Origin of the sequence: uncultured Ferrimonas sp., from assembly GCF_947489035.1 — a bacterium.
Taxonomy (GTDB): domain Bacteria; phylum Pseudomonadota; class Gammaproteobacteria; order Enterobacterales; family Shewanellaceae; genus Ferrimonas.
Genome location: NZ_CANLCI010000032.1, coordinates 1 through 12,627 on the forward strand (window position 1 = coordinate 1; position 12,627 = coordinate 12,627).

Consider the following 12,627-nt stretch of genomic DNA (forward strand, 5'->3'; position numbering starts at 1 on the left):
CCTGTGGCGAATCGCACCTACCAAGGCGGTGTTCAGAATAGTAGGTCCCGTTAGCCGCTGTTTGGCGTAACGTGACAGCCAAGCCGAGATGATCCCCGCCATTACCGCAGGATTGTTCGATTACGGCTGCGGCTAATCGCAGCTACAAATACGGTGTTCAGAATAGTAGGTCCCGTTAGCCGCGGTTTGGCGTAACGTGACAGCCAAGCCGAGATGATCCCCGCCATTACCGCAATTGTTCGATTACGCCTGCGGCGAATCGCAGCCACTAATGCGCCAAACCTTACGGTTACTGCTCTAACACCAAGGCGTTTAAGTTGGCGGACAACAGCGAACGCAGGTGCGTCATCGCTTGGGGATCGGCGCTGGGGTTGGTGTACAGCGATTCATTGAAGGCGGGCAGGGGCGGCAAGCCGTGCTCGGCGGGATCGAGCACCTGCATGCGCTCGCTGATGCGAAATTCCGCCACTGGGGCGATGGCCAGATCTTCCTCTACCGCCATGCACAACGCTTGCGGCGAAGGGGTGGACAGCATCACTCGGATTGGCCGCATCGACAGCTGATGATTGGCAAATACCTGCGCCCGAATCGGGCAGTTTTCTGGGTACAGTGCCATCTGCAGTACGTCTTTGGTGAGCACCTGACCGTTAAGCGCCCCCACCCATTTGAACTGCCGTTCAAACAACAGATCGCCGTTTTCTGGGTGCTGCCAGTGGGTTGCAATGATGGCATCAAACTCACCGGCTTCGAGCCGCTTAAACAAGTTGCCCGAGACGTCGGTATCAATGGTGAGCTGGTAGTGGGTGAATTCCCGAATGAACTCGATCAGCCCCGATTGCAGATACCAACGCACGTAATCCGTTGGCACCCCTAAGCGGATCAGCTGGCGTTCGTTACTGAATTTCACGTCATCAAGGGCTTGCAGGTTTAAGCGCACCAATTGATAGGCGTAGTTCAGCAGCTTGTTGCCGGCCTCGGTTAGGGTTACGCCGCGGTTGTCGCGATGCAGCAAGGTTTGGCCGGTGCTTTGCTCCAGCTTTTTGATCTGCAAGCTCAACGCCGACTGGGTGCGGCATACGCGATCCGCCGCTTTCGATAGGTTGCCGGTTTCTGCCACCGCAATGAAGCTTTCCAGTAATTCGATTTTCAGCATTGGCTATTGGTTTTCGTCATCATGCTGCAAGTTTTACTCACTTTCCGCTTTTGCCCAAGCTTGCTACCGTGCAAACGTGAGTAGTATCGAGGATTGGAAATGAGTACAAAGCAGCAACGTCACAACTTTTTGGTGGAAGTGGCCCAGCGCAGTTTGCGTGGCCGTAAGTCGTTTGATCTGTGTCGTTCCCACCTAGTGGCCAGCAGCTTGATCTCAAAAGGCACGATTTACAATCACTTCACCAGCGAAGCGGATCTGATTGTGTCGGTCGCCAGCGCGGATCTGCAGGAATTTTGGCAGCACGCCTGCACGCTAGAGCAGCGCTATGCCGATCCCATCGAACGCTTTTTGGCGCACCACTGCATGCGCTTACATCAAGTGTTGGAACTGCAACGGTTTGTGATCTGCCGAGTGATGCCCAATCCCGATCTGTTAGCGCAAGCTCGGCCAGAGCTGCAACAGCAGTTTATCGAGATCAGCGAGCGCTATAACCAGTGGAACATCGAACAGATTAAGCTGCAGGGCGAAGTGGCGGGGTACGATCGCTACGCCTTAGCCAATAACTTTATTCGCGGCACCTTAATTAACGTGTCTGACACGCCACCGGCAACCTCGGTGTTGGCCACTTACCAGCAGTTTTGTTACGCCCTGCTGCAACTGTTGGGGCATTCCGAGCTGCGGCTGCCAAGCCAAGCCCAGATCAGCCAGTGGCTGCAGCAAGATCTTCCGCAGGCGATCCCCGCTTAACCGTTTCTTCTTCGGCTGAGTTTGGGCATGATTAGCCCTCTATTCTTTAGCCAAGACCAAGTTGAAATGGAATCTTTTGCCGCCATTTGGCAGCGCGCCGCCGAGCGTAAAGGGGGCGATGCCGCCCTACAAGCGTTGTTACCGCAAGCCAACCCTAACCTAGCCGAGATGACCGACGCGCAGATGCTGTCGGCCATGAGCAGCCAGATCTTTAAATCCGGCTTTGTGTGGCGGGTAGTGGATAACAAGTGGCCCGCGTTTGAACAGGCGTTTTGGGGTTTCGAACCCACTAAGCTGTTGATGATGTCGCCGGAGCAGATAGAGCAACGGGGCAGCGATACCGCCTTGATCCGCCACGGCAAGAAGATCCAATCGATTTTTGATAACGCCCAGATGATTTTGAACATTGGCTACGATCACGGCAGCTTTGTGCAGTGGCTGGCGCAGTATGACAGCCGCAACATCATTGGCCTGTGGCAAGAGTTAAAGAAGCAGGGCAATCGCTTGGGCGGCAACACCGGCCCCTACTTTTTACGCAGCATCGGCAAAGACACCTTCCTGTTAACCAACGACATTGTTGGTTACCTGAAAGCCCACGATCTCTTAGACGCCGCGCCTACCTCGAAAAAGGGGATGCAGCAGGCGCAGGATATTTTCAACCAATGGCAAGACGAAAGCGGCCTGCCGTTGGCGCAGATCTCGAAGGTGGTGTCGTGCTCGGTGGGGGATAATCGGGTTTAGCCCGATCATCTGACGTCAGATAAACCTCGAAAACTCGCCTCGTCGATTAGGGTTAAACCCGACAGCCGGTTAGCCTTAGCTGAGGCCGATGGGCTTGGTTTTTGTTCGAGAGCAGGTTGCCATCAATGACGACCTACGAGGCACGGCATGGGATGCCGCTTTAGGCGGTCGCCGCCAATGGCGCCGACTCGACCGCGGGCTTACTGGCGGATGCGGCGCAACACCTGCTCGAAGTAATCCACCCCTTTTTGCTCAGTCACGCGGATATTGTTCTCTGGGATCTGCTCGGGGTTGGGGTAAACCCGCAACACCTTTTCCATGCTTTGTTCGCGGATCAGGTGCAGGGTGGGGTAGGGCGAACGGTTGGTGTAATGCCCCGGTGAATCCATCGGTTCATCTTCGAAGAAATAATCGGGATGGAAGTTTGCCAGCTGAAAGGTGCCATCGTAGCCAATGTCGAGCAGTAACTCGTTGGCGTAATCGACCAGCTCTAAAAAGCGCTCAAATTGGGCAAACCCATGGGTGAAAATCAGCAAGGTGGTTTCAGTTTGAGGCTGCTGCTCAAGCTGTTGCAGTTCGTGCGCCAAGGCCGCTAGGGCGGGCTCGAGTTTGCTGGCGTCGCATTCCACGTAGGCGATGGTGTTGTTCACAAACTCTTTTTTGGCAAATGGGCAAAAGTTGAGTTGGATAACAATTTCATCCAGCCATTGCTTGGTTTGTGCGGTTGGCGAGTAGTCGCGGCTCATCTTTTTCCCTGTACGGCTTATCCAGTGTTGGCGCACAGCATAACGGGAATTGCTGGCAACGGATAATCCGGCGGCGAAAACGGGCGCATCCCTGTGCCCATTGCCGTCATCCAAGGCGTTAGGCGAAGGCTTCTTGCAGTTCGCGCGCCAGTGATGGGTTACGGCGAGCTTGTTTCATCTGTTTGCACAGATCTTTAATGGCGTTCGCGGTCAGATCGCTCATCAGCTCGGTTTTGTATTGCTGCACTTGCTCGTCGGTCATGTCGTCGGGCAGTTTGGCTTTGTTGAATTCAGCCACGCAGGTGATGCCCACCATGCACTGACAAAATGCCGCCAAGGCGTGAAACTGCTCGAAATCGGCGAGGATCTTTTGCGCGCTGGCGGGCAGTTCTTGCCACGCATGGCTGATCTCGTCGGCGCTGCTTTGGTACATCGCCATTAACGCTTCAATGGTTGGCTGGCCGAGCTCTTCAAAGGCGATCAGCTGCTGCAGCGCAGGGGTAAGATCATTGATGTCGATAGGGGCATCGTTGCTTTGGGTCATGATTAAACCGCCGCCACTACCGAGATCTCAACCAACAGCACATCGCGCGCCATCTTGGCTTCAACGCAAGCGCGGGCAGGGGCGTGGCCTGCTGGTACCCAAGCGTCCCATACGGCGTTCATGCCAGCAAAATCGTCCATGGTTTTTACGTAGATGGTGGCGCTTAAAATTTTCTCGCGGCTAGAGCCAACGCTTAACAGCAGTTCGTCTACTTTTTCCAGCATGGTGGTGGTTTGGCCGGTGATGTCTTGGCTGGCGTCTTTGGCCACTTGGCCACACAGGTACACGGTACCGTTGTGGATCACGGCGCGGCTCATGCGTTGTTTGGTTTCTCTGCGTTCAATCATCTTGGTTCTCATTTAATGCGTGGGGGCTACCCATAAAAAACGGCGACATTATAGCGTGCCGCCGATCCAACTGATGTGATTTAAATGCAATCAAGATTAATTGAGTTAACCAAACAGCACGCGCGTTGCCAACGCTTTTTGGATGGCAACCACATCGCTGCCTTTCTTTAATTCCTGCTTAAACGGTTCGCTTTGGCCAGAGATCCAGATCCGCAGTTCTGAATCCATATCAAAGTGGCCCGCGCTTTCCACCGAAAACTGGGTGATCGCCTTATACGGCATCGAGTGGTAGCTCACCTTGCTGCCGGTCAGCCCTTGCTTATCAATTAGGATCAGCCGTTTGTTGGTAAATACAAACATGTCCCGCACCAGCTTGTAGGCCATATCAACCTGTTCGCTGTCGGCCAATATTGGCGCTAACTCTTCTTGTACGTCATTCACGTCCAGTTCACTGGCGTTGCCCATCAATCCATCTAACAGTCCCATATGGCCTCTCCTGCGTATTGTGTGTCACTAACCTAGCGCAATTTTTAGGCTGATGAACAGCGACTTTTCTTGGGTTAACGCTGATGCGAATCGACGGAATACATGGCATGTAGCATCCAAAATTTGGAGGCTAGTATGATTAGAGGATGGCAGTTAACTTTATTAATAACTTAGGTTTTATGTCCTATTGGTGTTTCTCTGTCTTTGATGGTCAGTTAGTTTATCAATGAGCTTGAGTAACGGCTCAGGCCATCATTACAAGGAAGATATGATGAAAAAATGGATTTTGATGGCGGCCTCTGTGGTCGCACTAAGCGCTACGACAGCTAACGCAGAAGAGTTTTCGGTGCCAAGCTTGCGCTGTGGAACCGATCTTTTGAAACTAGGCGATAGCACCAGCAAGATGCTGAAGACTTGCGGCCAACCTGTGTTATCCGAAGCACTGGAAAGTGCTGAAGGCGGAGTCGTTGCCACCAACTACCACTACCAATTTAGCAAGTCTTCACCCGCCACAGTGATTCAAATCAAAAAGGGTAAAGTGGTGGAGATCATTCGCGATCGTTAAGGTGCCTCAGGAAGGGGGGTAGCTCTAAAGCAATCCGATTCTCTTGGGCTAATAAGACTTGCGGTGTTGCCTGACAGTCAGTAAAACAGCGGCGGTACTCACTTCCGCTTTTTTATCTGGTGATAAGGACAGTGCATGCCCCCTTCGTCGCGATACTTTACTATGAGTTGAGCGTTGGTGCGAGTGGCAAAAAGTTGGCTCACCGTCACCTGTGGCACACCAAAATTCTCATTGGCGCGTGGCACGCTTTTGGACGACGTGAGTTGGCGGAGGCCTTAAAGGCAGATAACAGAGCGCAAGAAACTAACCCATATTCTGTTAATTGGTAAATTGTCAATGACTCGTTTAATTATCACTCATCGGATTGAAACGACAAAACTGGTGGACAGAGTGTTAACTATGGAATTGAAACAGACCTCAGGCACATTTATAGAAATGAAAAAACGGAAGGTAACTGAAAATTAAATTCAGCTTTTTAGTAGAGGTGTCACGCATTTAGTTGATGGCTATACTAAGAAGGGCGCGATTGTTTTGATTGCGTTCTAAGAGAGTGCCTCGATAAATATCTTGGCGAATCAAAAATGTCATATGAAAGAATTAAGCTTGAATGAAATCGAACAGGTAAGTGGTGGCTTCTTATTGCTGATGTTCCTATTTATTCCCGAAGATACCGGCGGTATGGAATGGCCAGTTACAGGAGCTAAGCCCTAAATAAAATTGGGGCGCAGTAGCTAAAAATTCTGCGCCCTATATTCTTGAATGGTTTTTGATATTTATGAACATTGAAAATATGAAGTTTAGCTCAATCATTTTTTTATCATTCTTTTTGCTTCCGTCCTTTTACTATATGTCCGCTGATCACATAGAATCGTTTCAAGTGAATGGCATACATGTCGCTGTGGGGTTGTTCTTACTTGTTCTGGCTTTATTTGAAGAGGTAGTTTTTAGATTTTTACTACCAAAAATTTTTGGTGAGAGTTTGAAATTGGTTTTGTTGTCATCAATACTGTTTGCAACTTGCCATTTGTTTAACGACGGATCTTCCATTACCTCATTTATTGTGACTTTCGTTGCTTCATTAATTTTATTTTGGATAAGGTTCAATATCGGCTTTTCATTTTCAGTTATCGCACATTTCTTTTGGAACTTTCAGATAGCCGTTTTGTTTGGACAGAAAGTGAGCGGTTTTGATTTATTAGGCAAGGTTGGTGTCGAGCCTATTCTGAAAACCGACAAGGTGCATCAATCCGCTTACGGTATTGAGGGAGAGTTTTCAACCTTAATTATATCTGTTGTGCTATTTGTTTTATTGTCTTTAAGGGTGGCTTATGTCCAAAAATTTAGAGTGCAGCAACACGCATGAGCCATCCATTGGTCCAGGGCGGAATTGAGCTTTGTTAAATCCCATTAACCAAAGAAAATCTCGCTTCTGAATTCATCATTCCACGAAGTTTTTCGCATCTTAGTAGGCTTGCTCGCTTTCAACGGGTGTTGCTGCAGAAGGTTGAGCACAATGCGGCGAAACAAAGCCATCTTCTTTGCATTTTCACGGTCGCCAATGCGAAACACATCTTGCCTAAATGTAACATCGAGTACTCGTTGCTAGTGGTTTTCGGTGGCTGATCCGCGCTAACAGTTCTGATACTCCTATACATACAGTACAGTCGCTAAGCTCCAAAGCAGCCATTCATCACCAGTCAAGAAACGTCTCCTTTGGGCACTTAGCTGTCGTTAATTCATCTCTGTTTTACTCGAAAAATTCTCGTAGTACAGTTATTCACAGAGTTCCAAGTTAAGCGAAGCCAAGCTCAGAAGCACTAGCCTGTCGCCATTGGTGGAGGCGGGTAATTAACAGCAGCCCTTCGCATTTCAAACCCTTCAACGCATAGCGAAAGCTGCCATCGTAGCGGCAGGCTTTAAGCTCACCTGTATTGGTATCGAAAACCGTCTGGTAAAGCGGTGATATAGGTAAGCGAGTGCCGAAAGATGGTGAATCACCTGAAGCTGAATTGTCAGCTGTATGACACTCGCCACGAATTACCTTTAGGTATTGGCACTACTGGCCGTTGTCAGCAGATCTGCGGCGAACAAATTGCCGTTTATCTGACCATTTTTAGCCTGACCAATGCAAAGGCTAATGTATAAAAATGGCGCTTTGGGCTGAAGGTTAGCTTTAGATTAGAGAAAGTGATGGTTTGTGCGGAGGTCGGCACATAGTTGGCACAAAATCTTGGTGATTTTGTAAGAGATTGATTTTTAATTTTAAAAGTGAAGATCTGGCCTCCCCATAGGGACTCGAACCCCAATCGGCCGCTTAGGAGGCGGCTGCTCTATCCTGTTGAGCTATAGGGAGGCGGAAGCAGAGCCATTCTAGCGGGGTTGTGGCTGATTGCAAAAGGGCAGTGATGTGATTGCCGCTAAATTAATCAGCCACTTGGCTGCAGGCGTAAACTAAAGCAAAAACGAGCTTAGTTGCCTTTGCGTTCCACCCAGTCGCCTACTTGCACACCCATGCTGTCGCCAAAATCTAAGATCCGCGCCAGCGCCTGCTGCGGTCGCACCTGTTCTAGCTGCAACATTATTTCGCTGGATTGCCCCCATTGCTGTTGCTGCGGCATAAACACCAGCATGTCACCGGCGCGCAGGCCGTTGTTGCTGCCGATGTCTAACTTAACTTGTTCGCCGCGAATGCTGGTGATCCGCCCACGCAGCGGCTTGCAGGTTAGGGCGGCGTCGATGTCGTGGCTGATTTGGGTTACCACGCGGCGAACCTCTTCGCCAAAGCCGCTGTTCCAGAATCGCTCGGTGGCGGTGTCGGCGATCTCTTGGCGTTTGTAGGGCCAGTTGCCTTTGCCGCGATAGCGTTGGCTCCAAACGACTTGGCCGCTAAAACCATCGTATAAGGTGGCGTTAAGTGCCACGGTGCGCTCGCCGCCGCGATCCCAATAGCCCAGCATTTTCGATTTCAGCTTAGCGGCTACGTCGTCGATGGTGATGGCTAAAACGTATTGGCTTTGTTGCTTGCGGCTCAGTTCCGTTACCCATTGTTTACCGGCTTGAGCAAAGTGGACATTGAGGTGGCTTAAATCGGCGGCGAAGGCGGCGTTGGCTTCGCCATTGAGGGTGTTGGTGAGCACGCGGGCAATGGCGCTGTCGATCTGATAGATGCCGCCAATCACTAACTGTTGGCGGTAGCGCACCTGCGGTCGTGGGATCACAATCTTCGCTTTGCCGCCCACCACATCGCACCGCTGCGCCCCCAGCGGTTCTACATCCACTCGCAGTGCCACCGAGATCTGCCGCCCTTGGCGATCTTCAGACAGCAGCTCCATGCTGCGAACTCGGCTTTGGCTGTTCCAGTTTACCTGCTCATCCGCAAGCACGCCGTTGTTGCTGCTTTGGTTAACGCTCACGGTGCCGCCTTGGCTCATGATCGCTTGCGATAGGGCGTTGTCGATGGCGCGCTGACGGGCATCGGCAATGTCGTCGTTAAAGATCTCGGCGGTGCCGATCACTTCCATCGGCATGGCAACAGAGACGCAAGACAGTAACAGCGTAAGGGCAGCAAGAGCGGCGCGCAGGATCATGGCAACTTAGGTTCCGAAATAACAATTGGCATAGTTTAAGCAAGACACATGCCTAAAGGTGCGGTAAGCGCAGCTAAAGATAAAAACATTGCCGCCGATAGCCTGATATCGAGTGGTTGCTTAAGTTGGCGTAAGAGGAATGCGGATGCGTTGGGCGATATGGGTGTTGCTGGCAATGCTTGCTGGTTGTGCACAGCAAGATAAGGTGAATGTGTATTACTTTGATGACGCTGAGCGTGGCAAGAGTTTGCCGCCACAGGGGCCATTGAATCACCTTGCCAATCAGATAGCCGATGATCTGGTGATCCACCACAACATGCCGATTGGCCGCCAAGTGCTGGCGGTAACAACGCCGGTGCCACTGACCGATTTCAGCAACAGCAGCGAATTTGGGTTGCAGTTGGGGGATGCGCTAATGAGCTCTTTGCATCAGCGCGGTTTCAACCTGGTGGATCTGAACGGATCGGATGTGGTGCGGGTAAGCCGCCAGGGTAACTTGTTGTTAAGCCGAGATGTGCAGCAGCTGTCAAACAGCATTCAGGCGGATCAGGTGTTGGTGGCGACCATTGGCCACACCACCGATGGCGTACAGATTTACACCCGCATGTTAACCCTCAGCAATAACCGGGTGGTCAGCACCAGCCAAACATCGGTGGCGTGGCAGCAGTTGCCAAACCATTTTAAGCCCAGCCGCCAAGTCAGCTTGGAACGGGGCAAACTGTTTCGACACGCCGAAAGCGGCAAGGGCCAAGTGGTGGAGTGGAACCAATGAAAACAATCACCATCGCGCCATTAACGGCTTGGCTGTTGGCGGTTACGATTGCCCTTGGTCTTAGCGGTTGCAGCGGCCTAACAACGCACGTTGAGTACGAAACCCTTACGCCGGCCAGTTTCCCCATCTTAACCGCCACGGGCATGGCGCCGTTGTCGCTGCAACAAGGCAGCACCGAACAAGAGAAGATGCGCCGCGCGATGCGGGCCGCCAAATTAGACGCCTACCGTGAATTGGCCGAGCAGGTGTATGGCCAACGCATTAACGGCAACAGCGAAGTCAGCGAACTGGTGCTGAAAAACGATCACTTTAAAGTGCAGGTTGATGGGGTGATCCGAGGCGCCAAGGTGATCCGCGCCTATCCGGTAGACGATACCTATGTGGCTGAAGTGGAACTGGATTACCGCCGTGTGTGGCAGCTGTACCAGCAGCAGCCGCAGCAGCGAATTAAAGAAGTAACTTATTACTGAAAGCGTGGCTGAGGTATGAGCCGAACACAACGCCGCCGGCCAGGGCGGCGTTGTTGTATCTGCTGCTTTTGGGCGTGGATGGTGTTTGGTTGTTCGATTACGCCTGCGGTTGATCGCACCTACGGGGGGATGTTCGATTACGCCTGCGGCTAATCGCACCTACGGGGGGCAGAATGTATACGGAGATTGTAGGTCACGTTAGTCGCTGTTTGGCGTAACGTGACAACGGCAAGGATTACCGCCGTGGGTGTGGTGGTTCGATTACGCCTGCGGTTGATCGCACCAACGGGTCGCACCTACGGGGGCAGAATGGATACCGAGATCCTAGGTCACGTTAGCCGCTGTTTGGCGTAACGTGACGGCGGCAAGGGTTACCGTTACGGGTGTGGTGGTTCGATTACGCCTGCGGTTGATCGCACCTACAGGTCGCACCTACGAGGGCAGAATGAATACGGAGATTGTAGGTCACGTTAGCCGCTGTTTGGCGTAACGTGACGGCGGCAAGGGTTACCGCCGTGGGCGTGGTGGTTCGATTACGCCTGCGGTTGATCGCACCTACAGGCCGCACCTACGGGTCGCACCTACGGGGGCAGAATGAATACGGAGATCGTAGGTCAGGTTAGCCGCTGTTTGGCGTAACGTGACGGTGGCAAGGGTTACTGCCGTGGGTGTGGTGGTTCGATTACGCCTGCGGTTGAACGCACCTACGGGTCGCACCTACGGGGGTCAGAATGGATGCCGAGATCGTAGGTCACGTTAGCCGCTGTTTGGCGTAACGTGACAACGGCAAGGGTTACCGTTGCGGGGAGGCGCTGCGGCTTAGGCTTTGATCGCTTTACCGAGGCGTTGGCCAACGTGGGTGTTGCCTTCGCCGGTGTAGGTCATGGCGCTGTTGTGGCTGGTGCGTTGCAACACTTGCTGCAGGCGGGTGAGACTGCCTGCCACCAATTCCGCTTGTTCATGGTTGTGCTGGTTACGCTGCTGGCATTGCTGCAGCATCCCTTGGCACTGATCCATTAACACCACCAATTCTGGGGTGTCATTCAGCGCGGGCAGGGCCGGATGGCGGCTGATGCCAACGTCGGCCATTTTAATCTCATCGAGTAACGCCACTTTGCGCTTCAACAGTTGTTCAATCTGCTCGACTTCGCGTTTTACCAGCGCGTCGGTTTCTTGCTCTAAAAGCGCAAACAGCTGACCCAAACGGGACAGCTGTTGTGTCAGTAGGTTATCCAGATCTGGACTAGCCATTTAAGCCATCCAGCTCGGTTTCAAAGCGAGCGATGTTGTCGGCCAGTTTCTCTGGGTCAACATGGTAACGCCCTTCGGCGATGGCGGCTTTGACTGCGGCAACTTTATCCATGTCGATGCCAGTGGCTGAGTCCAAGGCACCTTCCGCTTTTTTCAGCTGCTGGGCTTGCTCTGTTAATACCACTTCGTCCGCGGTTTTGGCTGGTGCGGCTTGGGCACCTGCTTGCGGCTTCGGCGCGTTGCCGGTAGTGGTTTGGTTTACCGGACGCGGGTTGCCGCCAAACATTTTGATCAGATCCATGTTGTGGCTCCGTCGTCATAAATTAGCGATTGATACATACCCTATCGGCATCGGTTGGCGAAGCTTTAGGGTTTATTTGCGATTAATTATAGCTGCACTTCAACTTCGCCAACGGCGATGATCTTGGCGTTGATGATACGCGCGCTGCGATTGTTTTTCACTCGGATTGTGTCGCCAACGTTGCCGCTGCTGATCGCCTCGCCAGAGGTTTTCAGTTCAAAGCTGTCGGTGCGGGCAAAAATGGTCACGCTGTCGCCACGGCAGATTTGGCACACGGCGCTGCGTTTCAGCGCTTGGCCCGCGTTAGCGCGGCGCACCAGTTTGGCTCCCACAAGCTGGTTAAGGCTGTTGAAGTGATTGCCGCGTAAGTTTTTTGCTTCCACCGATGCCATGCGTAAGTTGCTGTAATCCAACTGAGTATCCGCTTCCATTGCGACCGAAGTTACCACCACTTGATAGTATATTTTCGCTTGCACGGGCACATACAGCGACCAGCCGTCGGCATCCGAACAACTGACTTTAACGGTGATGATCCGCGCTGCGCCACGGTTGGTTGGGGCACTGGCCGACAGCGGTAATTGGCATTGGGGAAAACGCAAGCGCTTATCCAATGGCTTGGCTTTGATCACAACTTCAGCATCTTTGGGGAATTCTGTGAAGGCGGACACGTAATCTTCCGCTACAGACTGAATTTCAACTAAAGAAGTGACAGGATCTGCCGCTATAATAGGCGCAGCTAAGCTGAGCAGAAACAACCCGAGGGCAACACCGGTAAAACGTTTCATAGACGAGATTTTTACTGCCTCAACTTGTACCCAATAGGGGAAACTGTTACAACGCCGCAGCATTATAACGATATTTTGGTACTGACTCTCAGTACTGAATCACACTGTTTTCGAATTGCATTCGCACAGGGG

Annotated in this window: 17 protein-coding genes, 1 tRNA gene and 1 pseudogene; 8 read left to right on the forward strand and 11 right to left on the reverse strand. The window is 52.1% G+C overall.

Annotated elements, in window-relative coordinates:
- Nucleotides 1–289: 289 nt before the first annotated feature.
- The gene (locus tag Q0796_RS15850; RefSeq protein WP_298444902.1) at nt 290–1,153 is read right to left on the reverse strand and encodes a LysR family transcriptional regulator; all 864 of its coding nucleotides are present in this window, start codon (nt 1,151–1,153) and stop codon (nt 290–292) included.
- A 99-nt stretch (nt 1,154–1,252) separates the two neighbouring features.
- Here Q0796_RS15850 and Q0796_RS15855 point away from each other — a divergent pair, with 99 nt between their 5' ends.
- The gene (locus tag Q0796_RS15855) at nt 1,253–1,900 is read left to right on the forward strand and encodes a TetR/AcrR family transcriptional regulator (RefSeq protein ID WP_298444905.1); all 648 of its coding nucleotides are present in this window, start codon (nt 1,253–1,255) and stop codon (nt 1,898–1,900) included.
- Between the two features lie 27 nt (nt 1,901–1,927).
- Nucleotides 1,928–2,641, forward strand: a complete 714-nt coding sequence (locus Q0796_RS15860; RefSeq protein ID WP_298444906.1) for a DNA-3-methyladenine glycosylase I — start codon at nt 1,928–1,930, stop codon at nt 2,639–2,641.
- Nucleotides 2,642–2,841: 200 nt separating this feature from the next.
- Here the strand turns inward: Q0796_RS15860 and Q0796_RS15865 are convergent, their stop codons facing one another.
- From Q0796_RS15865 to Q0796_RS15880, 4 genes are all read right to left on the reverse strand, one after another.
- Nucleotides 2,842–3,387: a DUF1415 domain-containing protein gene (locus Q0796_RS15865; RefSeq protein WP_298444907.1), complete on the reverse strand. Its 546-nt coding sequence runs from the start codon at nt 3,385–3,387 to the stop codon at nt 2,842–2,844.
- 118 nt (nt 3,388–3,505) lie between these two features.
- The gene (locus tag Q0796_RS15870; RefSeq protein ID WP_298444909.1) at nt 3,506–3,931 is read right to left on the reverse strand and encodes a DUF3069 domain-containing protein; all 426 of its coding nucleotides are present in this window, start codon (nt 3,929–3,931) and stop codon (nt 3,506–3,508) included.
- A gap of 2 nt (nt 3,932–3,933) precedes the next feature.
- A complete protein-coding gene (locus tag Q0796_RS15875; RefSeq protein WP_298444912.1) occupies nt 3,934–4,278 on the reverse strand; it encodes a RidA family protein in 345 nt (114 codons plus the stop codon).
- Nucleotides 4,279–4,383: 105 nt separating this feature from the next.
- Entirely contained in the window at nt 4,384–4,764 is a 381-nt protein-coding gene (locus Q0796_RS15880) for a PH domain-containing protein (RefSeq protein ID WP_298444913.1), read from the reverse strand.
- 271 nt (nt 4,765–5,035) lie between these two features.
- On the opposite strand from Q0796_RS15880, the gene Q0796_RS15885 reads away from it, so the two are divergent.
- From Q0796_RS15885 to Q0796_RS15895, 3 genes are all read left to right on the forward strand, one after another.
- Entirely contained in the window at nt 5,036–5,329 is a 294-nt protein-coding gene (locus Q0796_RS15885) for a DUF2845 domain-containing protein (RefSeq protein WP_298444915.1), read from the forward strand.
- A 588-nt stretch (nt 5,330–5,917) separates the two neighbouring features.
- Complete coding sequence (locus tag Q0796_RS15890) at nt 5,918–6,040, forward strand: hypothetical protein (protein ID WP_298444916.1); 123 nt, start codon at nt 5,918–5,920, stop codon at nt 6,038–6,040.
- 64 nt (nt 6,041–6,104) lie between these two features.
- Nucleotides 6,105–6,692, forward strand: a complete 588-nt coding sequence (locus Q0796_RS15895; protein ID WP_298444918.1) for a CPBP family intramembrane glutamic endopeptidase — start codon at nt 6,105–6,107, stop codon at nt 6,690–6,692.
- 44 nt (nt 6,693–6,736) lie between these two features.
- On the opposite strand, the pseudogene Q0796_RS15900 reads toward Q0796_RS15895, so the two are convergent.
- Nucleotides 6,737–6,925 (reverse strand): annotated as a pseudogene (locus Q0796_RS15900) (ISAs1 family transposase); the annotation flags it as partial.
- 390 nt (nt 6,926–7,315) lie between these two features.
- Here Q0796_RS15900 and Q0796_RS15905 point away from each other — a divergent pair.
- Entirely contained in the window at nt 7,316–7,474 is a 159-nt protein-coding gene (locus tag Q0796_RS15905; RefSeq protein ID WP_298444920.1) for a hypothetical protein, read from the forward strand.
- 132 nt (nt 7,475–7,606) lie between these two features.
- Here Q0796_RS15905 and Q0796_RS15910 read toward each other — a convergent pair.
- A tRNA-Arg gene (locus Q0796_RS15910) sits at nt 7,607–7,682 on the reverse strand.
- Between the two features lie 115 nt (nt 7,683–7,797).
- Nucleotides 7,798–8,916 (reverse strand): flagellar assembly protein T N-terminal domain-containing protein, encoded by a 1,119-nt coding sequence (locus Q0796_RS15915; RefSeq protein WP_298444922.1) that lies wholly within the window; start codon nt 8,914–8,916, stop codon nt 7,798–7,800.
- A 145-nt stretch (nt 8,917–9,061) separates the two neighbouring features.
- Between Q0796_RS15915 and Q0796_RS15920 the strand changes: the two genes are divergently transcribed.
- Nucleotides 9,062–9,688 (forward strand): FlgO family outer membrane protein, encoded by a 627-nt coding sequence (locus Q0796_RS15920; RefSeq protein ID WP_298444924.1) that lies wholly within the window; start codon nt 9,062–9,064, stop codon nt 9,686–9,688.
- Nucleotides 9,685–10,158: an LPP20 family lipoprotein gene (locus Q0796_RS15925; protein ID WP_298444926.1), complete on the forward strand. Its 474-nt coding sequence runs from the start codon at nt 9,685–9,687 to the stop codon at nt 10,156–10,158. Before Q0796_RS15920 ends, Q0796_RS15925 begins: the two co-directional genes overlap by 4 nt.
- Nucleotides 10,159–10,977: 819 nt before the next feature.
- Here the strand turns inward: Q0796_RS15925 and Q0796_RS15930 are convergent.
- From Q0796_RS15930 to flgA, 3 genes are all read right to left on the reverse strand, one after another.
- Nucleotides 10,978–11,409 (reverse strand): flagellar protein FlgN, encoded by a 432-nt coding sequence (locus Q0796_RS15930; RefSeq protein WP_298444928.1) that lies wholly within the window; start codon nt 11,407–11,409, stop codon nt 10,978–10,980.
- On the reverse strand, nt 11,402–11,710 hold the full coding sequence (flgM, locus tag Q0796_RS15935) for a flagellar biosynthesis anti-sigma factor FlgM (RefSeq protein ID WP_298444930.1): 309 nt from the start codon (nt 11,708–11,710) through the stop codon (nt 11,402–11,404). Before flgM ends, Q0796_RS15930 begins: the two co-directional genes overlap by 8 nt.
- Nucleotides 11,711–11,796: 86 nt before the next feature.
- Nucleotides 11,797–12,558 (reverse strand): flagellar basal body P-ring formation chaperone FlgA, encoded by a 762-nt coding sequence (gene flgA / locus Q0796_RS15940; protein WP_363322322.1) that lies wholly within the window; start codon nt 12,556–12,558, stop codon nt 11,797–11,799.
- Nucleotides 12,559–12,627: the final 69 nt, after the last annotated feature.